Consider the following 24,034-nt stretch of genomic DNA (forward strand, 5'->3'; position numbering starts at 1 on the left):
ACCTTTGTTTTTGGTGCCGGAGAGATGATTCGAACACCCGACCTTCTCATTACGAATGAGCTGCTCTACCGACTGAGCTACACCGGCTAAGCCCTCGATTATAGCGGGTCGTGATAGCCCGTCACGCGCTCGACCTCATTTTTTGATCCCAAAACCACAGCCACCCGCTCGTGCAGCTTGGTCGGCGCGATGTCGAGGATGCGTTGCCGGCCGTTGGTGGCGGCGCCGCCGGCCTGTTCCACGAGCCAGCTCATGGGGTTGGCTTCGTACATGAGGCGAAGCTTGCCTGCCTTTTCCGGCTCGCGCTTGTCCCACGGATACATGAACACGCCGCCGCGCATCAGGATGCGGTGCACGTCGGCGACCATGCTGGCAATCCAGCGCATGTTGAAGTCCTTGCCGCGCGGGCCTTCCTTGCCGGCCAGGCATTCGTCGATGTAGCGCTTTACCGGGGCGTCCCAGTGGCGCATGTTGCTCATGTTGATCGCGAATTCCTTGGTGTCGGCCGGGATCTTGATGTCTTCCTGCGTCAGCATGAAGGAGCCCTGCTCGCGGTCGAGCGTGAACATCGCGACGCCATTGCCGACGGTGAGCACCAGCGTGGTCTGCGGGCCGTAGATGCAATAGCCTGCCGCGACCTGCTTGCTGCCCGCCTGGAGGAAGTCCGACTCCTGCACGCCGGGTGTGTCGTCGGGCTTCTTGAGCACGCTGAAGATGGTGCCGATGCTGACGTTCACGTCGATGTTGCTCGAGCCGTCCAGGGGATCGAACAGCAGGAGGTATTCGCCCTGCGGGTAGCGGTTGGGCACCACGTAGATGCTGTCCATTTCCTCGCTGGCCATGGCGGCGAGATGGCCGCCCCATTCGTTGGCCTCGATCAGCACCTCGTTGGCGATGATGTCGAGCTTCTTCTGCACTTCGCCCTGCACGTTCTCGCTCTCGGCGCTGCCGAGCACGCCGCCGAGCGCGCCCTTGTTGACCGCCTGGCTGATGCTCTTGCAGGCACGGGCCACCACTTCGAGCAGCAGCCGGAGCTGGCCGGGGATCAGTCCGTCGGCGCGTTGCTGTTCGACGAGGTAGCGGGTGAGTGAAATCTTTTGAGCCATGAATTTCCTTGGGGTGGGTCAGATCGCCAGCGCGCGTGTGACCACTTCGAGGGTGTCTTTGGAGAGATCGGGCCGCGCGGCCACGCGCGCGATCGCTTCGCGGGCGGCGCTGCGGTACGGCTCGGCGAGCTTGCTCCAGCGGTCGAGCGCACGCGCGAGGCGGGCGGCGACCTGCGGGTTGATCGCGTCGAGCTCGATCACGCGGTCGCTCCAGAACACATAGCCGGCCGCATCCGTGCGGTGCAGGGCGCCCGGATTGGCGTTGCAGTAGCTGAAGATCACGCTGCGTGCGCGGTTGGGATTCTTGATCGAGAAGTCCGGATGCTTCATGAGCTGCTTGACCAGCGGCAGGATGTCGCCGCCGCGGTCGGGCGCACCGGCCTGCAGCGAGAACCACTTGTCGATGACCAGCGCTTCGTTCTTGAAGATCTCGTGGAAGCGCGCGAGCGCCTGTGCGGCCAGCGCGTGGCCCGAGGAGACCAGTGCGTTGAGCGCGTTGAAGCGGTCGGTCATGTTGCCGGCGTCCTTGAAGCGCTGCAGCGTCTTGCCCGGCCAGACCGCGTCGCCGGAACTGCGTGCGGCCAGGCACAGGTTCACCAGGGCCATGCCCGCGAGCGCGCGGCGGCCCGAAGAGACGGGATCGGGCGTGTAGGCACCGGTGTCGCGGTTCTGCTCGTAGGCGTGCTCCCAGTCGGCGAAGAGGGCGGTTGCGAGCTGGGCGCGCATTGCCTCGCGCACCGCATGCACGCGCTGCGGATCGACCACGTCGAGCTGCTCGGCGATGTAGGTTTCCGACGGCAGCGTCAGCACCAGCTCCTTGAACGCGGCATCGAGCTGCGGATGGCGCAGCACGCTGCGCATCGCCTCGATGAAGGCATCGTTCAGCGGCGGCTCATGCGCGTCTCCAGGCGTCGCGATCGCGCGCAGTGCGGCGCGCAGGCCCAGACGCTGGCCGGCTTCCCAGCGGTTGAAGGGATCGGTGTCGTTGGCCAGCAGCGTGAGCAACTGGGCGTCGCTGTACTCGTAGTCGAGGATCACCGGCGCGCTGAAGCCGCGCAGGATCGACGGCACCGGCTCGGCATCGACGTTGGCGAAGGTCAGCTGTTCGCCGGCGCGCGTGAGCACCAGCGTGCGCGTGCCGTGGGTGGCCTCGGCGTCGCCTTCGAGCTGCACCGGCAGTTCGCGGCCGTCCGTGCCGAGCAGGCCGATGTTGACCGGGATGACGAAGGGTTCCTTGACCGGCTGGCCCGGGGTCGGCGGGCAGCTCTGCACGAAACTGAGCGTGTAGGTGCGGGCGGCCGCGTCGTACACGCCGTGCGCGGTGAGGCGCGGCGTGCCGGCCTGGCTGTACCAGCGCTTGAACTGGGGCAGCAGGCGCGCGAGGTCCGAATCGGGATTGGCATCGGCGATCGCCTGCGCGAAATCGTCGCAAGTGACGGCCTGGCCGTCGTGGCGCTCGAAGTACAGCGTGATGCCGCGCTCGAAGCCCTTGCGGCCGACCAGCGTCTGCATCATGCGCACCACTTCCGCACCCTTCTCGTAGATCGTGACGGTGTAGAAGTTGCTGATCTCGATGTAGCTGTCCGGCCGCACCGGGTGGGCCATCGGGCCCGCGTCCTCGGGAAACTGCGCGGTGCGCAGCACGCGCACGTCCTCGATGCGCTTGACCGCGCGTGCCGACGCCTCGGCGCAGAGGTCCTGGCTGAATTCCTGGTCGCGGAAGACGGTCAGGCCTTCCTTGAGCGAGAGCTGGAACCAGTCGCGGCAGGTCACGCGGTCGCCGCTCCAGTTGTGGAAGTACTCGTGGCCGACCACGCTTTCGATGTTGCTGTAGTCGGCATCGGTCGCGGTCGCCTGGTTGGCCAGAACGTACTTCGTGTTGAAGATGTTCAGGCCCTTGTTCTCCATCGCGCCCATGTTGAAGTCGCTGGTCGCGACGATCATGAAGCGGTCGAGGTCGAGCGAGAGGCCGAAGCGCGCTTCGTCCCACATCACCGAGTTGATCAGCGAGTTCATCGCGTGCTCGGTCTTGTCTAGGTCGCCCGCGCGCACGTAGACCTGCAGCAGGTGATCCTTGCCGCTGCGCGCCTTGATGCGCTGCTCGCGCGCCACCAGCTTGCCCGCGACCAGCGCGAACAGGTAGCTCGGCTTGCGGAAAGGGTCGACCCACTTTGCGAAGTGGCGGCCCTCGGGCAGGTCGCCCTGCTCGACGAGGTTGCCGTTCGACAGCAGCACCGGGTAGGCCGCCTTCGCCGCACGGATCGTGACGGTGTAGCTCGCCATCACGTCCGGACGGTCGAGGAAGTAGGTGATGCGGCGGAAGCCCTCGGCCTCGCACTGGGTGAAGAAGGTGTCCTCGCTCACGAACAAGCCCATCAGCTTGGTGTTCTTGTTCGGGCAGCAGGTGGTGAAGATCTCCAGCTCGAAGGCATCGGGCAGGTTGTCGATCACGAGCTGGTCTGCTTCCATGCGGAAGGACGCGCCCTGGCCGTCGACCAGCACGCGCGCGAGGTTCAGCTCGTCGCCGTCGAGGCGAAGGGGTTCGGGCGCGACTTGAGGGTTGCGGCGCAGGCGCATGCGGTTGAGCACGCGCGTCTTGGCCGGGTCCAGGTCGAAGGTCAGGTCGACGGTGTCGATCCAGTAGGCGGGCGCGCTGTAGTCCTCGCGACGGATCGCGACTGGCTGGTCTTGGGCATCACGCAACAGCATCGAATGTCTCCAGGAAGTATGAGTTGGCGAGTTCGTTGTAGTCGCGCACGGCCGCGATGACGTGCGGCCCTGCGAGTTCTGCGGCACTGTGGGTGGTGCACACGGCGACGGCCATCATGCCGCCGCGTCGGGCGGCCTCGATGCCGAAGGGGGCGTCTTCGAAGACGACGCAACGCGAGGGCGCGACGCCGATGCGCCGCGCGGCCTCGAGGAAGATTGCCGGCTCGGGCTTGCCCGGCAGGCCCTCGTCGCCGCCGACGATCGCGTGCGGATGCGGATCGAGTCGCAGGTTCGAAAGGGTGAAGGCGATGTTGTGCTTGTCGCCCGCGGTGCCGACCGCGATCTTCAGGCCGCGCGCTGCCGCCGACCTGGCGAAGGCGCTGAAGCCCGCGACCTCGCGGAACTGGGCGCCGAAGAGCTCGCGGTAGATCGATTCCTTCTCGTGCGTGATCTCGGCGCTCTCGGCCTCGGTGACTTCGCGCCCCATGAGCTCGCACGCGCATTCGAATGCGGTGCGGCCGGTGGTGCGGCGCATGAAGTCCGGCACGTCCATCGCGAGATCGTTGCGGCGCCCGTATTCGACCCATGCCTTGGCATGCCACGGCATGGAATCGACCATGGTGCCGTCCATGTCGAAGATCAGGGCTTCCACCTTGTGCATCGCGCCTTTCATCAGACGCCTTGCTTCAACGAGGCTTCGATGAACGGGTCGAGGTCGCCGTCGAGCACTTTCTGCGTCGCCGAGATTTCGACGTTGGTACGCAAGTCCTTGATGCGGCTGTTGTCCAGCACGTAGCTGCGGATCTGGTGGCCCCAGCCCACGTCGGTCTTGCTGTCTTCGAGCTTCTGCTGCTCTTCCTGGCGCTTGCGCATTTCGTGGTCGTACAGGCGCGAGCGCAGCCGCTTCCAGGCGACGTCGCGGTTGCTGTGCTGGCTGCGGCCGTCCTGGCACTGCACCACGATGCCGGTCGGGATGTGCGTGAGCCGCACCGCCGAATCGGTCTTGTTGATGTGCTGGCCGCCGGCGCCGCTGGCGCGGAAGGTGTCGGTGCGCACGTCGGCCGGGTTGATCTCGATCTCGATCGAGTCGTCGATTTCCGGGTAGACGAAGATGCTCGCAAAGCTCGTGTGGCGGCCGCCCGACGAGTCGAAGGGCGACTTGCGCACCAGCCGGTGCACGCCGGTCTCGGTGCGCAGCAGGCCGAAGGCATAGTCGCCTTCCACCTTGATCGTGGCGCTCTTGATGCCGGCGGTATCGCCTGGGGTTTCGTCTTCGATCTGCGTCTTGAAGCCCTTGCGCTCGGCGTACTTGAGGTACTGGCGCAGCAGCATGCTGGCCCAGTCGCAGGCTTCGGTGCCGCCGGCGCCGGCCTGGATGTCGACGAAGGCATTGAGCGGATCGGCCGGATTGCTGAACATCCGGCGGAATTCGAGCTGCTTGATGTCGGCTTCGAGCTTGGCAGCGTCGTCGGCGATGGCCTGCAGGCCGTCGATGTCGCCTTCTTCCTTCGACATCTCGAAAAGCTCGGTGTTGTCCGAGAGGCCGCTGGTCAGCCGGTCGATGGTGACGACCACGTCATCCAGCGACTTCTTTTCCTTGCCCAGTTCCTGGGCCTTCTTCGGATCGTTCCAGACGTTCGGATCTTCGAGCGATGCGTTGACCGTCCTCAGACGTTCGGCCTTGGCATCGTAGTCAAAGATACCTCCGAAGATCGACGGTCCGGGCGCTCAGGTCCGCAAGGGTTGCGCCGATTTGGTTGATTTGCTCTGCATCCATGGGGTGTCCTGACGGTGTTCGGGGAAAACCGGACATTTTCTCATGCCGGGCAAGGCCGGGTCCGCAGCATGGCGGGGCCCCCGCGGGGGCATCAGGCGGCGAAGAATTCCTCGATCAGCGAGGCCACGCGGGCAGGCTGGTCGTGATGCAGCATGTGGCCGGCGTCCTCGACCCGGGCGATGCGCACGTCGGGCACTTTTTTCAGGCGCTCGTGGTATTCGTCCAGCGAATAGCGGCCCTTCCACCACTGCGAGAGGCTGTCGTCGGACGCCTCCACGGCCAGCACCGGCGCGGTGATCGAAGCGTAAAGCGCCAGCATCTCGTCGACCCGGAAGATGTGCGCGTTGATGATCTTGTGCGCCGGATCGCCCAGGATTTCCCAGCGGTCGCCGCCGTCGGCGTGCGGCCTGGCGACCGACCAGTGCGCGGCGAGCCAGTCGGCCTTGTCCTGCGAAAGGCGCGGATTGGTCTTCATGAGCCGGCGCGCGACGCCGTCGACCGCCGGATAGCGCGCGAGGTCCATTTCGCCGCGATGCAGGCGCTTGATCTCGTCGATCCATTTACCGTAGCGCTCGGGCGCCTGCTCGGGCTTGAGCACCGGCATGCCGAAGCCTTCCAGGTTGACCAGGCGCCGGATGCGCTGCGGCCGCACGCCCGAATACTGCATCGCGACATTGCCGCCCATGCTGTGGCCGACGAGGTCGACGGGGCGGTCGCCCGCGTAACGGTCGAGCAGCCAGTCGAGATCGGCCAGGTAGTCCGGCATCCAGTAGTTGTCGACCTTGCCGCCGTCGGTGAGCCCGAAACCGCGAAAGTCCGGTGCGACGACCCATCGCTCCTCCTTCATGGCATCCACCACGAATTGCCACGACGCGGCGACGTCCATCCAGCCGTGCAGGAGCATCAGCGGCGGCCGATCGGTGGAGGGCTCGCCCCACTGGCGCACGTGATAGCTCAGGTTGCGCACGGGGACGAATTCGCTGCGGGAGACGCGGAGGGCTTGGTACATCGGGCTCGAATGATACGGATGAGCCGGCCGCGAGGCAGTCCGGTGGACGACACGGCAATCGGCCAGCAGGTAGCATTTCGGCCATGAAAAAAATCCAACTCGGTCAGAGCGACCTCCATGTCACGCCGATCTGCCTCGGCACCATGACCTTCGGCGAGCAGGTCAACGAACCCACCGCCCATGCGATCCTGGACCGCGCCCTCGAACGCGGTGTGGACTTCATCGACACGGCCGAGATGTACGCCGTGCCCGCCCGCAAGGAAACCTTCGGCGCGACCGAGACCATCATCGGCAACTGGTTCGCGAAGAACCCGGGCCTGCGCCAGAAGATCGTGCTGGCGACCAAGGTGGCCGGCCCCTCGCGCGGGATGCCATGGGTGCGCGAAGGCTCCGGCATGACGGCGGCGGACATCGCCGCGTCGTGCGAGGCCAGCCTCAAGCGGCTCAAGACCGATGTGATCGACCTCTACCAGATCCACTGGCCCGAGCGCCACGTGCCGGCCTTCGGCTCGATCTACTACGACCCGACGAAGGAAAGGTCCGCCACCTCGATCCACGAGCAGCTCGAAGCGCTCGGCAAGCTGGTCAAGGCCGGCAAGGTGCGGGCGATCGGCCTGTCGAACGAGACCCCGTACGGCGTCCACGAGTTCGTCCGCCTGGCCGAACAGCACGGCTTGCCGCGCGTGGCGACGGTGCAGAACGTCTATTGCCTGATCAGCCGTGCGCTGGAGAACGGGCTCGACGAGACCATGCACCGGCTCGGCGTGTCGCTGCTGGCCTACTCGCCGCTCGCCTTCGGCCTGCTGACCGGCAAGTACGACCAGAGCGGCACCGAAGGCCCGGATGCACCCAAGGGCGCGCGCATTTCCAGCTATGAGTCGGTGCGCAAGCAGCGCTGGGGCCGCGCCGACGCGCTGGTGGCCGCCCGCCGCTACAACGCGCTCGCCCGCGAGCACGGCATGACGCCGGCAAAGTTGGCGCTGGCCTTCTGCTACACCAAGTGGCAGGTGGCGAGCACGATCATCGGCGTGACTTCGGTGGCGCAGCTGGACGAAGACCTCGACGCCTGGGGCACCACGCTGTCGCCCGAACTGCTGGCGGAAATCGACAAGATCCGCTGGGAAATGCGCGACCCTGCTGCATGAAAACTGCCCCCCGGCTCTTCACGCGCTTCGCGCGTGTAACTCCACCCCCCGAGGGGGAGGGGCGGCCGCCTTGGGGCGGCCCGGCGGCGGCCGCATGAGCAAGAAGACGCACGTTTCGGAGACGCCCGCAACGCAGTTGTTGCGGGCGAACGGCATCGCGTTCACCGAGCATCCTTACGAATACGTCGAGCACGGCGGTGCGCAACACAGCGCCGAAGTGCTCGGCCTGGATCCATTCAGCGTGGTCAAGACGCTCGTGATGCAGGACCAGGACGCCAAGCCGCTCCTCGTGCTGATGCACGGCAACCGCACCGTGTCGACCAAGAACCTCGCGCGGCAGATTGGCGCGAAGTCGGTGGAGCCGTGCAAGCCGGAGGTCGCGAACCGCCACAGCGGCTATCTGGTCGGCGGCACCTCGCCCTTCGGAACGCGCCGCGCCATGCCGGTCTATATCGAATCGACCATCCTCGACCTGCCGCGCATCGCCATCAATGGCGGACGGCGCGGCTATCTGGTCGGCATCGACCCGCAGGTGTGCGTCGAGTTGCTGGATGCGAAACCGGTGCAGTGCGCGCTGGCAGAATAGCCGGCTGCCTCGATGGGAGGCGAGCCGCCGGGTTTGCCGGCCCGGAGACACCGTGAGTTCTTACCTTCCTGCGATCGTCGCGATCGTTCTTTCGTATCTGTTGGGTTCGCTGTCCTTTGCGGTCATCGTCAGCAAGGCGCTCGGCATGGCCGATCCGCGAAGCTATGGCAGCAAGAACCCGGGCGCCACGAATGTGCTGCGCTCAGGCAACAAGGGGGCCGCATTGGCCACGCTGCTGCTGGATGCGCTCAAGGGGTGGGTTCCGGTCTTCCTGGTCAATCACTACGGCGCGAACTGGGGCCTGGGGCAGGGCACCGCGGCGGTGGCCGGTCTTGCAGCCTTCCTGGGGCACCTCTACCCGGTGTTCTTCGGATTCCAGGGCGGCAAGGGCGTCGCGACGGCAGCGGGCGCGCTGGTCGGGATCGACTGGCTGCTGGGCCTGGCGACAGGCTGCACCTGGCTGATCATTGCCGTCTTCTTCCGCTATTCGTCACTGGCCTCGATCGTCGCGGCGTTCTTTGCGCCGGCCTACTACCTGATCGGCGGCCGGATTGCATGGCCGCTGGATCTCACGGTGCTGCTGTCGCTGGTGTCCATCAGCCTGCTGCTGATCTGGCGGCATCGCGAAAACATCCGCCGGCTGGCTGCCGGCACCGAGTCGAAGCTCGGTTCAAAAACCAGGAAATAGGAGCACGCCATGGGATCCATCCAGCGTTTTCACGTCGGCCCGCGTCTCAGCGAAACCGCCGTCCACAACGGCACCATCTATCTTGCCGGGCAGGTGCCCGACGACACCACGCAGGACATCCGCGGCCAGACCGCACAGGTGCTCGCGATGGTCGACCGTCTCCTGGCCGAGGCCGGCAGTGACAAGTCGCGCATCCTCATGACGCAGATCTTCCTCGCCGACATCAACGAGATCGGCGCGATGAACGAGGTGTGGGACGCCTGGATCCCCGCCGGCAATACGCCGCCGCGCGCGACGGTGCAGGCCGCGATGGCCAACCCGGCCTACAAGATCGAGATCGTGGTCACAGCGGCTGCAATCTGAGAGCGATGACATGCCAGAAACACCGCGAAACCGGCTCTGCCGGGCCGCTGGAGTTGCCCCCGGTAGGGGGTTGGCGAAGCGACACGAAGTGCGCGCAGCCTGGGGGCTAGCCTAATACCGCTTCTCTAGAACCATCTGGTCCGCATCTCGCCGCATCGAGAAGCGGCTGATGAAGCTGTTGCCGAGCAGGATGTACGGCATCGGCAGCTGCGAGACGACCCCATCGACGTCATACACCTCGACGTCGCCCACGCGCACCGAATTGAGGCGCACGCGATAAGCCCGCGCCGTGCCGTTCGCCGTGTTCATCTGCACCGGCTGGCCCTTGGTGTAGTCGAGGCCAATGCGTTGCGCATCGGCTTCGGACATCGCCACCGCGGTGGCGCCGGTGTCCACCATGAAGCTCACGGCGCGGCCGTTGATCGCGCCCTGCGTCATGAAGTGCCCGCCGCTCGAGACTGGCAGCACGATGCGCGTGCCGCCGGCGCCGCTGCCTCCACCGCCACCGATGCTGACCGGTGTATCCATGCGAATCGAAACACGCTTGCCGCCCGACTCGACGGTCGCCTGATCGCCCTGCAGGCCAACGAGCTTGACGCCCTGGAAGGTCTCGCCGACGGCCACGGTCTTCGGCGCGCTGCCGTCGACGATCAGGATCGCGCGGCTGCCGATGGTGCCGGTCAGCATGACCGACTGGGCATGCGCGAAGCCGCATGCGGCCGAGACCACGACCGCGGCCAGCAGTGCGCGAGCCTGGGGGTGAGCCATCAGTCTCGGAAGTTGTTGAAGGTCAATGGCAGGTCGGCCACGTCCTTCTTGATCAGCGCCATCGCTGCCTGAAGGTCGTCCCGCTTGGCGCCGGTCACGCGCACCGCGTCACCCTGGATCGCGGCCTGCACCTTGAGCTTGCTGTCCTTGATCAGTCGCTGGATCTTCTTGGCGGTCTCGGATTCGATGCCGTTCTTGACCTTGAACACCTGCTTGACCTTGTCGCCACCGATCTTCTGGACGTCGCCCTTGTCGAGAAAACGCACGTCGACACTGCGCTTGGTGAGCTTGTTGCGCAGGATGTCCTCGACCTGCACGAGCTGGAATTCGGCGTCGCCGGTCAAGGTGATTTCCTTGTCCTTGAGTTCGACGGCGGCTGCGGTGCCCTTGAAGTCGAAACGGGTGGCGATTTCCTTGGCGGTGTTCTCCACTGCGTTCTTGACCTCGGGCAGGTTGGGTTCACAAACAGTGTCGAAAGACGGCATGAAGGCTCCGGCGGCAACAGAATGAAAAGAGGGCCGCACGCAGTGCCGCGCGGCGTACGAATGCGACAATTCTCCCATGATCGTGGAGCACAACGTACCGCTGCAGCAGCACAACAGCTTCGGCATCGTCGCGCGCGCGCAGCATCTCGTGCGTATCGGCGAGGAAGCCGATGTGGCTGCGGTGCTGGCGGATGGGAAATGGCGCGAGGCGCCAAAGTTCGTGCTCGGCGGCGGCAGCAATATCGTATTGACGGGCGACGTGAAGCCGCTGGTGCTCAAGGTCGAAATCAAGGGCCGGCGGCTGGTGCAGGAAACCTCGCGCGCCTGGATCGTCGAGGCGGGTGCCGGCGAGATCTGGCACGACACAGTGCGCTGGACCCTGGATCAGGGCTACCCCGGGCTTGAAAACTTTGCGCTCATTCCTGGCACGGTCGGCGGCTCCCCTGTGCAGAACATCGGTGCTTATGGCGTTGAATTGCAGGACCGCTTCGATTCGCTTGACGCGATCGATATCGAAACCGGCCGGTCGTTCACGCTCGATGCGGCGCAGTGCGCCTTCGGCTATCGCGACTCGGTGTTCAAGCACGTCGGCGCGGGCGAGAACGATTTCGGTCTTGCCGGACGAGCGCTGATCACGAAGGTGCGGTTCCGGCTGCCCAAGCCGTGGAAGCCGGAACTCGGCTATCTCGACCTCGAACGCAAGATGGGCGAGACCGGCAACTTCTCGCCCAGCGCGATGGAGATATTCGACTGGATCTGCGCGATCCGCCGTGCGAAGCTGCCCGACTGGCGCGTGCTCGGCAATGCCGGGAGCTTCTTCAAGAATCCGACCGTGACACCGGAGCAGTGCGCGGACATCATCGCGCGCGACCCGAAGATCGTTCACTACCCGATGGCGGACGGCAGCATCAAGCTGGCGGCCGGCTGGCTGATCGATGCCTGCGGCTGGAAGGGAAAGTCGGTAGGAAACGCCGGCGTCTATGAACGCCAGGCACTGGTTCTGGTGAACCGAGGCGGCAAGGAAAACCCCGTGACCGGCGGCGAAGTGATGACCTTGGCCAAGGCCATCCAGACCAGCGTCTACGAGCGCTTCGGCATCCGGCTCGAGCCCGAACCAGTAGTGGTTTAGCTCGCCCCCAGGCTTGCTCACTTCGTGTAGCCGCCAACCCCCTGCCGGGGGCAATACCAGTGGCCCGGCAAAGCCGGTTCCACGGTATTCCTGGCCTGGCGCTACTCGTCGTTTTTCAGCTGGGGCAGCGAGGCGCCTTGCTTCGCCGACAAGAGGCCGGTCTGCGTATAGATCCTCAGCTTGTCGCGCGTGTCGGTGATGTCGAGGTTGCGCATCGTCAACTGGCCGATCCGGTCCGCCGGCGAGAACGTCGACTCGCCCTTTTCCATGGTCAGCCGCTCGGGCTGATAGGTCAGGTTGGGCGATTCGGTGTTCAGGATCGAGTAGTCGTTGCCGCGACGCAGCTCGATCGTCACTTCACCGGTGACGGCGCGTGCGACCCAGCGCTGGGCGGTTTCGCGCAGCATGATGGCTTGCGGATCGAACCAGCGGCCCTGGTAGAGCAGGCGACCCAGCCGGCGGCCGTGATCGCGGTATTGCTCGATCGTGTCTTCGTTGTGGATGCCGGTGACCAGGCGCTCGTAGGCGATGAACAGCAGCGCGAGCCCGGGGGCTTCGTAGATGCCGCGGCTCTTTGCTTCGATGATGCGGTTCTCGATCTGATCGCTCATGCCGAGGCCATGGCGGCCGCCGACGCGGTTGGCTTCGAGGATCAGGTCCACCAGGCTCGCGTATTCGACACCGTTGATCGCGACGGGGCGGCCTTCGACGAAGCGCACCGTCACTTCTTCGCGCTTGACCTCGACCTCGTCCTTCCAGAAGGCGACGCCCATGATCGGCTGGACGATCTTCATGCCGCTGTTCAGGTGCTCGAGGTCCTTGGCCTCGTGCGTCGCGCCGAGCATGTTCGAGTCGGTGGAGTAGGCCTTCTCGGCCGACATCTTGTAGGCGAAGCCGGCCTTCTGCATGAAGGCCGACATTTCGGCGCGGCCGCCCAGTTCATCGATGAAGGTCTGGTCGAGCCAGGGCTTGTAGATCTTCAGCGCCGGGTTGGTCAGCAGGCCGTAGCGGTAGAAGCGCTCGATGTCGTTGCCCTTGTAGGTGCTGCCGTCGCCCCAGATGTTGACGTCGTCTTCCTTCATGGCCGACACGAGCATCGTGCCGGTGACCGCGCGGCCGAGCGGCGTGGTGTTGAAGTAGGTGAGGCCGGCCGTCGTGACGTGGAAGGCGCCGGCCTGCAGCGCGGCGATGCCTTCGGCGGCGAGTTGCGAGCGGCAGTCGATCAGGCGGGCCTTCTCGGCGCCGTAGAGCATTGCCTTGCGCGGGATTTCGTCGTAGTCCGGCTCATCGGGCTGACCGAGGTTGGCGGTGTAAGCGTACGGAATGGCGCCCTTGTTGCGCATCCAGTGCAGCGCGGCGCTGGTGTCGAGGCCGCCGGAGAAGGCGATGCCGACCTTCTGGCCGACGGGGACGTTCTGAAGGATGGTGGACATGCTCGAATCCCGTTTCAACCGAAGTGGCAGATGTAGCTGTAGGGCTCTCCGCTCACGCGGATCTCGAAGGACGAGTCGCCGGGAACGCTGAACTTTTCGCCCACGCCCGAGGCGACCCAGGTGTCGGTGCCGGAGAGCTTGTACTCGCAGCGGCCGCTCGTGCCTTCCATGATCTCCGGCGCGCCGGTGCTGAAGGTGAGCGTGGACGGCAGGATCACGCCGACCGATTTCTTGGTGCCGTCGGCGAGCGTGAGGCTGTGGCTCACGCACTTGCCGTCGAAGTACACATTCGCCTTGGTCGTGACCGAGACGTTCTGGAGGGATTCGGTTGTGCTCATGAATAGGAGGGCGTGGTCCCGGCTGCGCTGGGCATCCGGCGGCGCGCCCCTTGCAGGACGCGCCCGTGCGTTGATTGGAAAGCCCGTGATTTTAGGCTTCCGGCCGGCCCTCCCGGCCAGTGGGGCTCAACGCCAGCCGCGCGAGTAGCCGAAGCCCAGCGAGATGCCGATGGGCGGATAGGCGTAACCAGGCGCCGGATAGTAGGCCGGGGCAGGGTAGTACACCGGAGCCGGCTGCACGTAGACGGGCCCCGGCTGGGCATAGACCGGCGCGGGAGCGACCGCGCCGCCGCCGGATACCACCACGCCTTGTTCGGGGACGACGTGGTCCCAGTTCTGGGGAGCGGGCGCCTGCGGTTGCGCGTACTGCTGCTGTCCGTACTGCTGCTGCGCGGGTACGGGCGACGTGATGCCGTAGCTGTTGGCATCGACCCAGATGCTTGCGCCCGGCGGGGTACTGGTCTGTGTCGTGTACTGGCGGCCGGCGTATTCGTAGGTGACGTGGTAGCTGACGCTGCCATTGGGCTCGGTGATCGGCGACGACGAGATCACCCGCGCCTGCACCTGTTCCGCATGCGCCATCGTGGCCGCACCGCCGAGTGCGGCGGCCAGCGCGGAAATGGCGGAGATCCTGCGAATCATCTTCGTGTTCATGTCAAAAAAGCTCCTGAAATGGGCTCGGTGGCCTCTGTAACGGGATTGGACGCGGTTCGGTCGACCGGGTTCAACCGTTTACACAACGTGGCTTTTCCACTGGGCTGCGTCGAACCCGGTCGTCACGCTGCGCCCGGAGTTCCACTGAACGACCGGTCGCTTGATGAGGCTGGGGTTGGCCAGGAGAACTGCTCGCGCGGAGGGCGCGTCGACGACTGCTGCGCGGGTGGCGTCATCGAGGCGGCGCCACGTGGTTCCGCGGCGATTGACCAAAGCTTCCCAACCCGGCGATTCCAGCCATCGATCGAGTTCGGCCTCGGGTACGCCGTCCTTCTTGAAGTCATGGAAGCGGTAGGCGACGCCGTGCTCGTCGAGCCATGTTCGGGCGCGTTTCACGGTGTCACAGTTCGGGATGCCATAGAGAGTCGTCATCCCCCGATGATGCCCGCGGTGCTCCTCGGCGACAATTCAGGGCTCCATGAAAACCCTTGCCGACTGGCTCGCGCACGCCGAGCACCTGCATCCCAAGAACATCGAACTCGGCCTCGACCGGGTCCGCGCCGTCGCCGAAAAGGTCGGCCTTTCCTTCGAGTGTCCCGTGATCACGGTGGCCGGCACCAACGGCAAGGGCTCCACCTGCGCGATGCTCGAGTCGATCCTTGCGCATGCGGGTTATCGCACCGCTGTCTTCACCTCGCCGCACCTGGTGCGCTTCGAGGAACGTCTTCGCCTGCGCGGAGAGGCCGTCGACGGCGATGAACTGGCGAAGCATTTCGAAACCGTCGAGCGCATGCGCGGCGACGTCGCCCTGACCTATTTCGAGTTCACGACGCTTGCCATCCTGCTGTGCATTGCCGCGAACAAGCCGGACGTGGCCATCCTGGAAGTCGGCTTGGGCGGTCGGCTCGATGCGGTGAACATCGTCGATGCCGATTGCGCGGTGATCACCAGCATCGACCTGGATCACATGGAATACCTCGGCCCCGATCGCGAGAGCATCGGGCGCGAAAAGGCCGGCATCCTGCGGGCGGGCCGTCCCGCGATCGTGAGCGACCCCGTGCCGCCGCAGAGCGTGATCGAGCATGCCAATGCCATCGGTGCCGATCTCTGGCTCGTCGGGCGCGACTTCAACGTTGCGGGCGACAAGCAGCAATGGGGCTGGAGCGGCCGCGGCCGGCGCTACAGCGGGCTCGCGTATCCGGCGCTTCGGGGCGCCAATCAGTTGGTCAATGCCGCAGGCGTGCTGGCCGCGCTCGAGTCGCTGCGGCCGCGTCTTCCGATCACCGCGCAGGCGGTGCGCAATGGCCTCGCGATGGTGGAACTGCCCGGGCGCTTCCAGATCGTGCCGGGCGAGCCGGCGCTCGTGCTCGACGTCGCGCACAACGCGCACGCGGTCGCGGCGCTGGCGGAGAACCTCGATGCGATGGGCTTCTATCCGACGACGCACGGCGTGTTCGGCGTCATGGCCGACAAGGACCTGGAACCGATCCTCGCGCGCATCGGGCCGATGATCGACCGCTGGTATTTCACCGATCTACCGACGCCGCGCGCCGCAAAGGCGGACGACCTGCTCGCCCGCTGGCGGGCGCAAAACAAGCGCACCGACGTCGCCGGCAGCGTGCACCGCTCCCCCATGGAAGCGCTGCAGGCGGCCATCGATCGGGCGGACCCCACTGATAGAATCGTGGTCTTCGGATCGTTCTTCACCGTGGGTGGCGTGCTCGAGCACGGAACCCCTCGCTTGCGGGCCAGGCACCTGTCGTCCGGCTCCTGAATCAGCCTGAATTCCGGCGCTCTTTCCACTTCACGCTGCACTCCATCAGGAAAACGAATTTCATGGCGTTCTTCAAGTTCCGCGAACGCGGTCCTCAGGGCAACGAAGGGCGAAATTCCGCCGTCGCCGCACCGCCGGCGGAAAGCATCGAAGCCATGCGCCGCCGGGCGCGGCACCGGCTCCTCGGCGCCGCTGTGCTGGTGCTGATCGGCGTCGTCGGCTTTCCGCTGCTGTTCGACACGCAGCCGCGACCGGTCGCCGTCGACATTCCGATCGAGATCCCGGACCGGAACAAGGTCAAGCCCTTGGTCGTCCCGCCCACCCCCGCACCCGCTCCAGCCGCAACCGGCAAGCCAAGCGCGTCGTCCGTGCCGTCCAGCGACGACGGTGTGATCACCGAGGCCGCGGACGGAACCGAAATCCCTTCTTCGAAGCTGGCGGCCGTGACGCCACCCCCCGAGGCCAAGTCGGAGCCAGCGCCTCCACCAAAGCCCGAAGCCAGGCCGGAGCCCAGGCCCGAACCCAAGGCGAAGCAGGAGCCGAAGACCGAAGCCAGGTCGGAGCCGAAGCCCGAACCCAAGACCGCGACCCCCAAGCCGGCGCCTTCCGATGACGGCAACCGGGCGCGCGCCTTGCTCGAAGGCAAGTCTCCCACCGCGACCGCCACGGCTGCGAAACCGGCCGCCGCGGCAGAAGACAGCGGTCGCTTCGTCGTGCAGGTCGGTGCTTTTGCCGATTCGGACAAGGCCAGGGAGGTGCGCCAGAAGCTTGAAAAGGCCGGCCTCAAGACCTATACGAATGTCGCGAAGACGTCCGACGGCGAGCGCACGCGGGTGCGCGTCGGGCCCTTCGCTTCGCGTGCCGAGGCGGACAAGGCGGCCAGCAAGGTCAAGGGCTTGTCTTTGCCGGCGGCCGTCCTCAGCTTGTAGCCTGCGGCGAAGCGACGTGATTCTTCTCGACTGGATCGCGGTCGTGCTTGTCGTGGTGTCGATGTTGCTGGGGCTGCTGCGCGGACTGGTGTTCGAAGTCGTGCTGCTGGCGGGATGGGTCGCTGCCTTCCTGTGCGCGCAATGGCTGGCGGACGACGTGGGTCGTTGGCTGCCGTTCGGCGAGCCCGCGGCGACCTGGCGCTATGCGGCGGGATTCGTCCTGGTGTTCGTTGCCGTCGCCTTTAGCGTGGGGCTGGTGGCGACGGTCACGCGGAAGCTGGTGACCGCGATCGGATTGCGTCCGGTGGATCGGGTTCTCGGCGGTGTCTTCGGCGTGGCGCGCGGCGCGGTGGCGCTGCTCGCCGTCGCGGTTGTTGTTCATTTGCTGGCGTTGAGCGACAGTGCCTGGTGGCACGAATCGCGCAGCGCCATTGTTCTCGACGCGGCATTGCAGGGACTGAAGCCTGCCTTGCCTGAAAAGTTGGCAAGCTACCTGCCCTGAGAGGATTGCTTCATGTGTGGAATCGTCGGCGTTGTCAGCAACGCGCCCGTCAATCAACTGCTCTACGACGCGCTGCTGCTTCTGCAGCATCGCGGCCAAGATGCCGCAGGCATCGTCACGTTGCTGCAGCGCAAGTTCTTCATGCACAAGGCCAAGGGCATGGTTCGCGACGTGTTCCGCACGCGCAACATGCGGGCGCTGCCGGGTGACGTCGGACTGGGGCAGGTGCGCTATCCCACCGCCGGCAATGCCTACAGCGAGGAAGAAGCGCAGCCGTTCTACGTGAACGCGCCCTTCGGCATCGTGCTGGTTCACAACGGCAATCTCACGAACGCCCACGCCCTGCGTGCCGAGCTCTTTTCCACGGATCATCGCCATACGAACACCGAGAGCGATTCCGAAGTGCTGCTCAACGTGCTGGCGCACGAGATCGACCGTGCAACGCGCGGCGGTTCGCTCACCTCGGCGGCGCTGTTCGAATCCGTGCGCAACATGCACAAGCGGCTGCGCGGCTCGTATGCCGTGGTTGCGCTGATTGCAGGTCACGGCCTGCTTGCGTTCCGCGACCCCTACGGCATCCGGCCGCTCGCGATCGGTCGCGGTGCGGACGGCACCGTCATGGTGGCGAGCGAATCGGTCGCGCTGGAAGGCTCTGGCCATGTGTTCGAGCGCAACATCGCCCCGGGCGAGGCGGTCTTCGTGGATCTGCAAGGCCAGGTGCACGCGGAGCAGTGCGCGGATTCGCCGACGCTCAACCCCTGCATCTTCGAATTCGTCTACCTGGCGCGGCCCGATTCGGTGCTCGACGGCATCTCGGTCTACCAGGCCCGCCTCAATCTCGGTGAAACGCTGGCCAAGCGCGTGGTGTCGACCGTTCCGCCGAACGAGATCGACGTCATCATCCCCATTCCCGAATCGAGCCGCCCGAGCGCGACGCAACTGGCGCACCTGCTGGGTATTCCGTACCGCGAGGGCTTCGTCAAGAACCGCTACGTGGGCCGGACCTTCATCATGCCCGGGCAGGGCGTGCGCAAGAAGTCGGTCCGCCAGAAGCTCAACGTGATCGGCAGCGAGTTCAAGGGGCGCAACGTGCTGCTGGTCGATGACTCGATCGTGCGCGGCACCACCAGCCGCGAGATCGTGCAGATGGCGCGTGACGCGGGCGCCCGCAAGGTGTATCTCGCCAGCGCCGCGCCGCCGGTGCGCTTTCCGAACGTCTACGGCATCGACATGCCGACCAAGGACGAGCTCGTGGCGCATGACCGCACCATCGAACAAATCCGTGAACTGATCGGCTGCGACGCGCTGATCTACCAGGACGTGGATGCGATGAAGCGCGCGATCGGTTCGCTCAACCCCAAGCTCAACGGCTTCGACGCATCGTGCTTCGACGGCGTCTACGTGACCGGCGACATCGACACCGAGGCGATCACGCGCATGAACGGCAACCGTCCGCGCATCGAAGAGACCGAGGAGGATTCCTCGCGCCTTGCACTGCCCAATCTGAGCTGAGGGCGACGTGACAGACCACTCCCTTCCGCCGGGCCTGCATCGCGACACGCTCGCGGTGCGCACCGCGCTCGAACGCAGCCAGTACGGCGAGAACTCCGAGGCGCTGTTCCTCACCAGCAGTTTCGTGCAGCCGGATGCCGAGACGTCGGCGCGACGTTTCGCCGGCACCGAGGACGGCTTCACCTACACCCGCACCTCCAATCCCACCGTCGCCAGTTTCGAGCGCCGGCTTGCGGCGCTCGAAGGCACCGAGGCGGCGATCGGCGCATCGAGCGGCATGGGTGCGATCCTCATGATGTGCATGGGGCTGCTGAAGGCGGGCGACCACGTGGTGTGCTCGCGGTCTGTGTTCGGATCGACCCTCAACCTGATCGGACGCGAATTCGGCAAGTTCGGGGTCGAAACCACCTTCGTGTCGCAGACCGACGTCGCCGAATGGAAAGCCGCGATCCGTCCGACGACGAAGCTGCTCTTCGCAGAAACCCCGACCAACCCCTTGACTGACGTGTGCGACATCCGCGCACTCGCCGATCTCGCGCACGACGCGGGCGCGCTGCTCGCGGTGGACAACTGCTTTTGCTCTCCGGCGCTGCAGCGCCCCACCGAACTGGGCGCGGACCTCGTCATCCATTCGGGCACCAAGTACCTCGAAGGGCAGGGCCGTGTGCTGGCCGGCGCGATCTGCGGCTCCGCCAAATTGATCAATGAAGTGTTCGGTCCGGTGGTTCGAACCGCGGGCATGGCGCTTTCGCCGTTCAACGCCTGGGTCGTTCTCAAGGGGCTTGAGACGCTGAGCATCCGGATGCAGGCTCACTGCGCCGGCGCGCTCGCGCTTGCGCAATGGCTGGAAACGCAGCCAGGGGTCTCGCGCGTCTACTACCCCGGACTGAAATCGCATCCGCAGCATGAACTCGCGATGCGCCAGCAGTCCGGCTTGGGGGGCGCGGTCGTGTCCTTCGACGTGCTCGGCGACAGTCCCGAAGTGGCGCGTGCCAATGCCTTCCAGGTGATCGACAGCACCCGCGTGCTGAGCATCACCGCCAACCTCGGCGACACCAAGACGACCATCACACATCCGGCCACGACTTCGCATGGCCGCCTCACCGAGGCGCAGCGACAGGCGGCCGGCATCAGCCAGGGCCTGATTCGCGTTGCGGTCGGCCTGGACCATATCGACGACATCAAGGCCGACCTCCTTCGAGGCCTCGAAGGCCTGAGCACCCTCGCATGACGCAAAAGACCCGTACCCGTTTCGCCCCTTCGCCGACCGGCTTCATCCACCTCGGCAACATTCGCTCGGCGCTCTACCCGTGGGCGTTCGCGCGCTCCACCGGCGGCGACTTCATCCTGCGGATCGAAGACACCGACCTCGAGCGTTCGACGCAGGCGGCGGTCGACGTCATCCTCGAAGGCATGCAATGGCTGGGACTCGATCACGACGAAGGCCCGTACTACCAGATGCAGCGCATGGATCGCTACAAGGCGGTCCTCGCGGAGATGCAGGCGGCGGGGCTGGTGTACCCGTGCTACATGAGCGTTGCCGAACTCGATGCGCTGCGCGAGAAGCAGATGGCCGCGAAGGAGAAGCCGCGCTACGACGGCACCTGGCGCCCCGAGCCCGGCAAGACGTTGCCGGCGATTCCCGAAGGCGTGCAGCCGGTGCTGCGTTTCCGCAATCCGCAGGGCGGCGTGGTGGCGTGGGACGACAAGGTCAAGGGGCGCATCGAGATCAGCAACGACGAACTCGACGATCTCGTCATCGCGCGGCCGGACGGAACGCCCACCTACAACTTCTGCGTGGTGGTCGACGACATCGACATGGCGATTACGCACGTCATCCGTGGTGATGACCACGTGAACAACACGCCGCGCCAGATCAACATCTTCCGCGCGCTCGGCAAGGAACCGCCGGTGTACGCGCACCTGCCGACCGTGCTCAACGAGCAGGGCGAGAAGATGAGCAAGCGCAATGGCGCCAAGCCGGTCACGCAGTTCCGCGACGAAGGCTTCCTGCCCGATGCGATGGTGAACTACCTCGCGCGCCTCGGCTGGAGCCACGGCGACGACGAAATCTTCTCGCGTGCGCAGTTCATCGAGTGGTTCGACCTCGACCACCTGGGCCGCAGCGCCGCGCAGTTCGACGAGGCCAAGCTGCGCTGGGTGAATGCGCAGCACCTGAAGGCCATGGCCGACGAGGCCTTGGCGCCGCTCGTCGCCGAGCAATTGAAGAAGCGCGGCATCACGGCCGACGAACGTCTGCCGGCGATCTGCGGCCTGTTCAAGGATCGCTGCGAGACGACCGTTGCACTGGCCGGCTGGGCCGCAGCCTTCTATGCAGACGTGAACGCGACCGATGCCGATCGCGCGCAACACATCACCGATGCGGTGCGTCCTGCGATCGCCACGTTGGCGGATAAACTCGCAGACGTCGCTTGGGACAAGACTTCGATCGCGGCTGCGATCAAGGAAGTGCTCGGCGCGCATGGCCTCAAGATGCCCGCCCTGGCGATGCCGGTGCGAGTGCTCGTGATGGGCACGCCGCAGACGCCGTCGCTCGATGCAGTGCTCGCACTCTTTTCTCGCGAAAAAATTTTGGACCGTTTGAAGAAAGCCTAAAAACCTGTATATAATTTGAGGCTCGACACCCGGTAGGGGAAACCTTCAAAAGGGGGTATAGCTCAGCTGGGAGAGCGCTTGCATGGCATGCAAGAGGTCAGCGGTTCGATCCCGCTTACCTCCACCAACAGGGCGTCGAGTGGTTAGTCAGTCCAGGTTTTGACCCTATCGTCTAGAGGCCTAGGACATCACCCTTTCACGGTGAGTACCGGGGTTCGAATCCCCGTAGGGTCGCCAAGTTTTGTGGCACTTGGCTCGAGCATCGAAAGATGCGAGAGCGAAAGTCACACCAACGCGGAGTGGTAGTTCAGTTGGTTAGAATACCGGCCTGTCACGCCGGGGGTCGCGGGTTCGAGTCCCGTCCACTCCGCCAAGAAACGGAAAGCCGTTGCAAGTCATCGACCTGCAACGGCTTTTTCCTTTTCTGTCATCCCCAAATTGCCGATTACCTCCTCAATTTGCAGGATGCGCGATGTCGCATCCCACCGGCAGACTCGCTCCCTCATAACGAGGAGGTTCCCGATGGGTTTCGTTCACGTCGTCTGGGGAGGCGCAAGCCTTGTCGCGATCGCGGTGGGTTGGCTCTTCATCGCCTGGCGCGGCGGCAAGCATCTGAACGAACGCATCACCGAGCAGCTGTCACGCTCGGCCGCCCTCGAGCGTGAGTGCAGCACCCTTCGCTGACCAGACGCGCTCCCGGGTCGCTTTTCTCTCAACTTTCTTCTTTCCCTGTCGATAAGCGGTAGCGGCGCGCGAACGCTTTCGGTTTCACGTGCCGTGCATCGTGGAGCCAGGAAGAAGTGAAACGCAGCCCATCGCGAACCGAATCGGTCTTTGGAACAACCGCCGCATTGATGCTGGCCTTGTCGCTGTCCGCCTGCGGTGGTGGCGGCGGCGGAGGAGGAGGGGGCGGCTATATCCCTCTGACGTCCACGAGCGGCACGACGACCGATGTGAAGTCGGACGGCAGCAATGCGGTCAAGGCGTCCTGCGTCGGCTGCGCGGCGATCAACGACAGCACGTACGCAGGTTCGGGCACCGGCGTGTGGCAGGCGGCCAACGGTTCGTCCGTCCCGGTCGACACGCCACTTTCCATTTCGGGGCTGAACGGCCAGACCGTGACGCTGGTCTTCACCAACGAAAGCACCACGGCTGAAGCGCTTCCGGGGCTGGTGGTGCGATCCAGCTCGGAAATTGCGACGACCGCCAACAAGGCGATGGTGCAGCAGCCCGCCGGCGAAGACGACGCGGCCAAGAACGCGATCCGTGAATTCAACCGCTCCGGCTTTGCCAAGTTGCTCGATCGGCAGTCGAAGAGCGCATCCGGCGCCCTGAAGTCGATGGCACCGTCGGCGTCCTATGCAGTCGCCGATCAGCGCAGCATCTTTCTGTATGACTACTCGCAGCGCACGGTGCAACTCGCGGCACAGCGAACGACCACTGACGGCACCACGGTGAACGTGTGGGTAGAGACTGGTGAACTCGACCCGGCACGCGTGTCGAGCGCACTCGCCGCGCGGATGCTCGACAAGTTCGCCACGCAGGGCGGCATCTACGACATGCTGGTCCGTGTCGGCGGCCCGCTTTGGGGCGAGCACGGCATGAATCAGCTGATCGCCGGCAGCGGCCAGCCGCTGGACATCTTCATCGTCAACTTCAAGCCCGACCACCAGCCCTATGGCCTCGTGGGCTACTTCTGGGGCCTGAACAACTTCAAGACCGGCAGCGGCGACCTCGCCTACAGCAACGAATCGCTGAGCCTGTATCTCGATTCCGAGTCGCTCTACCTCGACGGCGAAAACGGCGTGAAGCAGATCGCCACCGTGATGGCGCACGAAGGCATGCACATGCAGAACTTCTACCGGCGCGGCGTGAAGATGGGGTCGGACTACACCTTCGACACCTGGCTCGAGGAAATGTCCGCGCTGATGATGGAGGACTGGGCCAGCTTCAACATCGACCCGAGCCACAACGCGATCCGCGATTCGCGCTACCCGTACTACCTCAGCTACAACGGCGCCGGCAGCTACAACTGCGGCCTCACCGAGTGGACGCCGATGGGCGCCACCTGCGAGAGCTACGCCGTCACGGGCTCGTTCGGCGGCTTCCTCAACCGCCAGCTCGGGCTCGACTTCTACAAGGCGCTGCTGACGAGCAGTGGCGTGAAGGACTCGACCGAGATCCTCGACAAGGCGATCAAGTCGCGACGCCCCGATTCCGGCGTCGGTCAGGAACTGCGCCGATTCGCCGCCGCATCGGCGGGGCTGATTCCGCTCGGCGCCGGCATCGCCGAATACAGCATGCCGGCGCGCAGCGAAGACGTGTTCAATCTGCCGGCCATCGACCCCGCGAGCCTCGGCAGCGGCAATCGCAAGCTGCCGCAGTCCGCGCCGTCGTTGCTGCAGGCGCTGGCCAGCTTCCCGGTGATTCGGTCGAACGTCGCGGGCACCTACAGCGAAACGGTGCGCGTGCCGCCGGGCACCACGCTCTCGGTGATCATCAACTGATCCG

24 protein-coding genes and 4 tRNA genes are annotated in these 24,034 nt (G+C 65.3%); 16 read left to right on the forward strand and 12 right to left on the reverse strand.

The genetic code is table 11. The annotated features are described in order from the left end of the window. Positions 1 to 11 precede the first annotated feature (11 nt). The 6 genes from BLW05_RS06720 to BLW05_RS06745 all read right to left on the reverse strand — a co-directional run bounded on the left by BLW05_RS06720 (position 12) and on the right by BLW05_RS06745 (position 6,601). A tRNA-Thr gene (locus tag BLW05_RS06720) sits at positions 12 to 87 on the reverse strand. An 11-nt stretch (positions 88 to 98) separates the two neighbouring features. Continuing rightward, positions 99 to 1,106 carry a class 1 fructose-bisphosphatase gene (locus BLW05_RS06725; RefSeq protein WP_093161275.1) on the reverse strand — a complete coding sequence of 336 codons (1,008 nt, stop codon included), beginning with the start codon at positions 1,104 to 1,106 and terminating at the stop codon, positions 99 to 101. A gap of 18 nt (positions 1,107 to 1,124) precedes the next feature. Next, positions 1,125 to 3,815, reverse strand: a complete 2,691-nt coding sequence (pepN, locus tag BLW05_RS06730; protein ID WP_093161277.1) for an aminopeptidase N — start codon at positions 3,813 to 3,815, stop codon at positions 1,125 to 1,127. Further along, positions 3,802 to 4,488: an HAD family hydrolase gene (locus BLW05_RS06735; RefSeq protein ID WP_256330081.1), complete on the reverse strand. Its 687-nt coding sequence runs from the start codon at positions 4,486 to 4,488 to the stop codon at positions 3,802 to 3,804. Before BLW05_RS06735 ends, pepN begins: the two co-directional genes overlap by 14 nt. Continuing rightward, positions 4,488 to 5,592, reverse strand: a protein-coding gene (gene prfB, locus BLW05_RS06740) for a peptide chain release factor 2 (protein ID WP_143044783.1) whose coding sequence is annotated in 2 segments (ribosomal slippage) — positions 4,488 to 5,510 and positions 5,512 to 5,592 — 1,104 coding nt in all. Because the reading frame shifts where the segments join, the coding sequence is not laid out codon by codon here. The genes BLW05_RS06735 and prfB overlap by 1 nt, the downstream gene beginning before the upstream one ends. A 91-nt stretch (positions 5,593 to 5,683) precedes the next feature. Then, positions 5,684 to 6,601, reverse strand: coding sequence for an alpha/beta fold hydrolase (locus BLW05_RS06745; RefSeq protein WP_093161278.1), 918 nt, complete (start codon positions 6,599 to 6,601; stop codon positions 5,684 to 5,686). 83 nt (positions 6,602 to 6,684) lie between these two features. Between BLW05_RS06745 and BLW05_RS06750 the strand changes: the two genes are divergently transcribed. From BLW05_RS06750 to BLW05_RS06765, 4 genes are all read left to right on the forward strand, one after another. Further along, positions 6,685 to 7,746: an aldo/keto reductase gene (locus tag BLW05_RS06750; protein WP_093161280.1), complete on the forward strand. Its 1,062-nt coding sequence runs from the start codon at positions 6,685 to 6,687 to the stop codon at positions 7,744 to 7,746. A 94-nt stretch (positions 7,747 to 7,840) separates the two neighbouring features. Next, positions 7,841 to 8,332, forward strand: coding sequence for an aminoacyl-tRNA deacylase (locus BLW05_RS06755; protein ID WP_093161281.1), 492 nt, complete (start codon positions 7,841 to 7,843; stop codon positions 8,330 to 8,332). Positions 8,333 to 8,384: 52 nt separating this feature from the next. Next, complete coding sequence (plsY, locus tag BLW05_RS06760) at positions 8,385 to 9,020, forward strand: glycerol-3-phosphate 1-O-acyltransferase PlsY (protein ID WP_093161283.1); 636 nt, start codon at positions 8,385 to 8,387, stop codon at positions 9,018 to 9,020. A 9-nt stretch (positions 9,021 to 9,029) separates the two neighbouring features. Continuing rightward, entirely contained in the window at positions 9,030 to 9,383 is a 354-nt protein-coding gene (locus BLW05_RS06765; protein WP_093161284.1) for a RidA family protein, read from the forward strand. A 111-nt stretch (positions 9,384 to 9,494) separates the two neighbouring features. Here BLW05_RS06765 and BLW05_RS06770 read toward each other — a convergent pair whose 3' ends face one another. Together BLW05_RS06770 and BLW05_RS06775 are read right to left on the reverse strand one after the other, a co-directional pair. Further along, positions 9,495 to 10,151, reverse strand: a complete 657-nt coding sequence (locus tag BLW05_RS06770; RefSeq protein ID WP_093161286.1) for a retropepsin-like aspartic protease family protein — start codon at positions 10,149 to 10,151, stop codon at positions 9,495 to 9,497. Continuing rightward, a complete protein-coding gene (locus BLW05_RS06775; RefSeq protein ID WP_093161288.1) occupies positions 10,151 to 10,636 on the reverse strand; it encodes a YajQ family cyclic di-GMP-binding protein in 486 nt (161 codons plus the stop codon). The genes BLW05_RS06770 and BLW05_RS06775 overlap by 1 nt, the downstream gene beginning before the upstream one ends. A gap of 76 nt (positions 10,637 to 10,712) precedes the next feature. Between BLW05_RS06775 and murB the strand changes: the two genes are divergently transcribed. Beyond that, positions 10,713 to 11,765 carry a UDP-N-acetylmuramate dehydrogenase gene (gene murB / locus BLW05_RS06780; protein WP_093161289.1) on the forward strand — a complete coding sequence of 351 codons (1,053 nt, stop codon included), beginning with the start codon at positions 10,713 to 10,715 and terminating at the stop codon, positions 11,763 to 11,765. Positions 11,766 to 11,866: 101 nt separating this feature from the next. Here murB and argG read toward each other — a convergent pair whose 3' ends face one another. The 4 genes from argG to BLW05_RS06800 form a co-directional block, all read right to left on the reverse strand. Next, entirely contained in the window at positions 11,867 to 13,198 is a 1,332-nt protein-coding gene (argG, locus tag BLW05_RS06785) for an argininosuccinate synthase (protein ID WP_093161291.1), read from the reverse strand. Positions 13,199 to 13,212: 14 nt separating this feature from the next. Beyond that, the gene (locus tag BLW05_RS06790) at positions 13,213 to 13,536 is read right to left on the reverse strand and encodes a pyrimidine/purine nucleoside phosphorylase (RefSeq protein ID WP_093161292.1); all 324 of its coding nucleotides are present in this window, start codon (positions 13,534 to 13,536) and stop codon (positions 13,213 to 13,215) included. A 126-nt stretch (positions 13,537 to 13,662) separates the two neighbouring features. Further along, positions 13,663 to 14,190, reverse strand: coding sequence for a hypothetical protein (locus BLW05_RS06795; RefSeq protein WP_093161294.1), 528 nt, complete (start codon positions 14,188 to 14,190; stop codon positions 13,663 to 13,665). 78 nt (positions 14,191 to 14,268) lie between these two features. Beyond that, positions 14,269 to 14,622: an ArsC family reductase gene (locus BLW05_RS06800; protein WP_093161295.1), complete on the reverse strand. Its 354-nt coding sequence runs from the start codon at positions 14,620 to 14,622 to the stop codon at positions 14,269 to 14,271. A 34-nt stretch (positions 14,623 to 14,656) separates the two neighbouring features. On the opposite strand from BLW05_RS06800, the gene folC reads away from it, so the two are divergent. The 11 genes from folC to BLW05_RS06850 all read left to right on the forward strand — a co-directional run bounded on the left by folC (position 14,657) and on the right by BLW05_RS06850 (position 24,030). Beyond that, positions 14,657 to 15,964 carry a bifunctional tetrahydrofolate synthase/dihydrofolate synthase gene (folC, locus tag BLW05_RS06805; protein WP_093161297.1) on the forward strand — a complete coding sequence of 436 codons (1,308 nt, stop codon included), beginning with the start codon at positions 14,657 to 14,659 and terminating at the stop codon, positions 15,962 to 15,964. 62 nt (positions 15,965 to 16,026) lie between these two features. Then, on the forward strand, positions 16,027 to 16,893 hold the full coding sequence (locus BLW05_RS06810) for an SPOR domain-containing protein (protein ID WP_093161298.1): 867 nt from the start codon (positions 16,027 to 16,029) through the stop codon (positions 16,891 to 16,893). A 16-nt stretch (positions 16,894 to 16,909) separates the two neighbouring features. Beyond that, positions 16,910 to 17,395, forward strand: coding sequence for a CvpA family protein (locus BLW05_RS06815; protein ID WP_093161300.1), 486 nt, complete (start codon positions 16,910 to 16,912; stop codon positions 17,393 to 17,395). Positions 17,396 to 17,407: 12 nt separating this feature from the next. Next, positions 17,408 to 18,907, forward strand: a complete 1,500-nt coding sequence (gene purF, locus BLW05_RS06820; protein WP_093161301.1) for an amidophosphoribosyltransferase — start codon at positions 17,408 to 17,410, stop codon at positions 18,905 to 18,907. 7 nt (positions 18,908 to 18,914) lie between these two features. Then, a complete protein-coding gene (locus tag BLW05_RS06825; protein WP_093161303.1) occupies positions 18,915 to 20,138 on the forward strand; it encodes an O-succinylhomoserine sulfhydrylase in 1,224 nt (407 codons plus the stop codon). Further along, entirely contained in the window at positions 20,135 to 21,523 is a 1,389-nt protein-coding gene (gltX, locus tag BLW05_RS06830) for a glutamate--tRNA ligase (RefSeq protein WP_093161304.1), read from the forward strand. The genes BLW05_RS06825 and gltX overlap by 4 nt, the downstream gene beginning before the upstream one ends. Positions 21,524 to 21,574: 51 nt before the next feature. Next, positions 21,575 to 21,650: transfer RNA gene (locus tag BLW05_RS06835), tRNA-Ala, on the forward strand. Between the two features lie 34 nt (positions 21,651 to 21,684). Continuing rightward, a tRNA-Glu gene (locus tag BLW05_RS06840) sits at positions 21,685 to 21,760 on the forward strand. Between the two features lie 59 nt (positions 21,761 to 21,819). Further along, positions 21,820 to 21,896: transfer RNA gene (locus BLW05_RS06845), tRNA-Asp, on the forward strand. A 149-nt stretch (positions 21,897 to 22,045) separates the two neighbouring features. Then, positions 22,046 to 22,207: a hypothetical protein gene (locus tag BLW05_RS35870; RefSeq protein WP_177142580.1), complete on the forward strand. Its 162-nt coding sequence runs from the start codon at positions 22,046 to 22,048 to the stop codon at positions 22,205 to 22,207. Between the two features lie 116 nt (positions 22,208 to 22,323). Further along, positions 22,324 to 24,030, forward strand: coding sequence for a M30 family zinc metallopeptidase (locus BLW05_RS06850; protein WP_256330082.1), 1,707 nt, complete (start codon positions 22,324 to 22,326; stop codon positions 24,028 to 24,030). Positions 24,031 to 24,034: the final 4 nt, after the last annotated feature.

It is taken from the genome of Variovorax sp. YR216 (genome assembly GCF_900107745.1).
Lineage (GTDB): Bacteria > Pseudomonadota > Gammaproteobacteria > Burkholderiales > Burkholderiaceae_C > Variovorax.

What these genes read in the sequence shown, in the direction of transcription:
- BLW05_RS06725 (WP_093161275.1), bottom strand. Translation starts at nt 1,106, where the DNA reads ATGGCTCAAAAGATTTCACTCACCCGCTACCTCGTCGAACAGCAACGC.
- pepN (WP_093161277.1), bottom strand. Translation starts at nt 3,815, where the DNA reads ATGCTGTTGCGTGATGCCCAAGACCAGCCAGTCGCGATCCGTCGCGAG.
- BLW05_RS06735 (WP_256330081.1), bottom strand. Translation starts at nt 4,488, where the DNA reads ATGAAAGGCGCGATGCACAAGGTGGAAGCCCTGATCTTCGACATGGAC.
- BLW05_RS06745 (WP_093161278.1), bottom strand. Translation starts at nt 6,601, where the DNA reads ATGTACCAAGCCCTCCGCGTCTCCCGCAGCGAATTCGTCCCCGTGCGC.
- BLW05_RS06750 (WP_093161280.1), top strand. Translation starts at nt 6,685, where the DNA reads ATGAAAAAAATCCAACTCGGTCAGAGCGACCTCCATGTCACGCCGATC.
- BLW05_RS06755 (WP_093161281.1), top strand. Translation starts at nt 7,841, where the DNA reads ATGAGCAAGAAGACGCACGTTTCGGAGACGCCCGCAACGCAGTTGTTG.
- BLW05_RS06765 (WP_093161284.1), top strand. Translation starts at nt 9,030, where the DNA reads ATGGGATCCATCCAGCGTTTTCACGTCGGCCCGCGTCTCAGCGAAACC.
- BLW05_RS06770 (WP_093161286.1), bottom strand. Translation starts at nt 10,151, where the DNA reads ATGGCTCACCCCCAGGCTCGCGCACTGCTGGCCGCGGTCGTGGTCTCG.
- BLW05_RS06775 (WP_093161288.1), bottom strand. Translation starts at nt 10,636, where the DNA reads ATGCCGTCTTTCGACACTGTTTGTGAACCCAACCTGCCCGAGGTCAAG.
- murB (WP_093161289.1), top strand. Translation starts at nt 10,713, where the DNA reads ATGATCGTGGAGCACAACGTACCGCTGCAGCAGCACAACAGCTTCGGC.
- argG (WP_093161291.1), bottom strand. Translation starts at nt 13,198, where the DNA reads ATGTCCACCATCCTTCAGAACGTCCCCGTCGGCCAGAAGGTCGGCATC.
- BLW05_RS06790 (WP_093161292.1), bottom strand. Translation starts at nt 13,536, where the DNA reads ATGAGCACAACCGAATCCCTCCAGAACGTCTCGGTCACGACCAAGGCG.
- BLW05_RS06795 (WP_093161294.1), bottom strand. Translation starts at nt 14,190, where the DNA reads ATGAACACGAAGATGATTCGCAGGATCTCCGCCATTTCCGCGCTGGCC.
- BLW05_RS06800 (WP_093161295.1), bottom strand. Translation starts at nt 14,622, where the DNA reads ATGACGACTCTCTATGGCATCCCGAACTGTGACACCGTGAAACGCGCC.
- BLW05_RS06810 (WP_093161298.1), top strand. Translation starts at nt 16,027, where the DNA reads ATGGCGTTCTTCAAGTTCCGCGAACGCGGTCCTCAGGGCAACGAAGGG.
- purF (WP_093161301.1), top strand. Translation starts at nt 17,408, where the DNA reads ATGTGTGGAATCGTCGGCGTTGTCAGCAACGCGCCCGTCAATCAACTG.
- gltX (WP_093161304.1), top strand. Translation starts at nt 20,135, where the DNA reads ATGACGCAAAAGACCCGTACCCGTTTCGCCCCTTCGCCGACCGGCTTC.
- BLW05_RS35870 (WP_177142580.1), top strand. Translation starts at nt 22,046, where the DNA reads ATGGGTTTCGTTCACGTCGTCTGGGGAGGCGCAAGCCTTGTCGCGATC.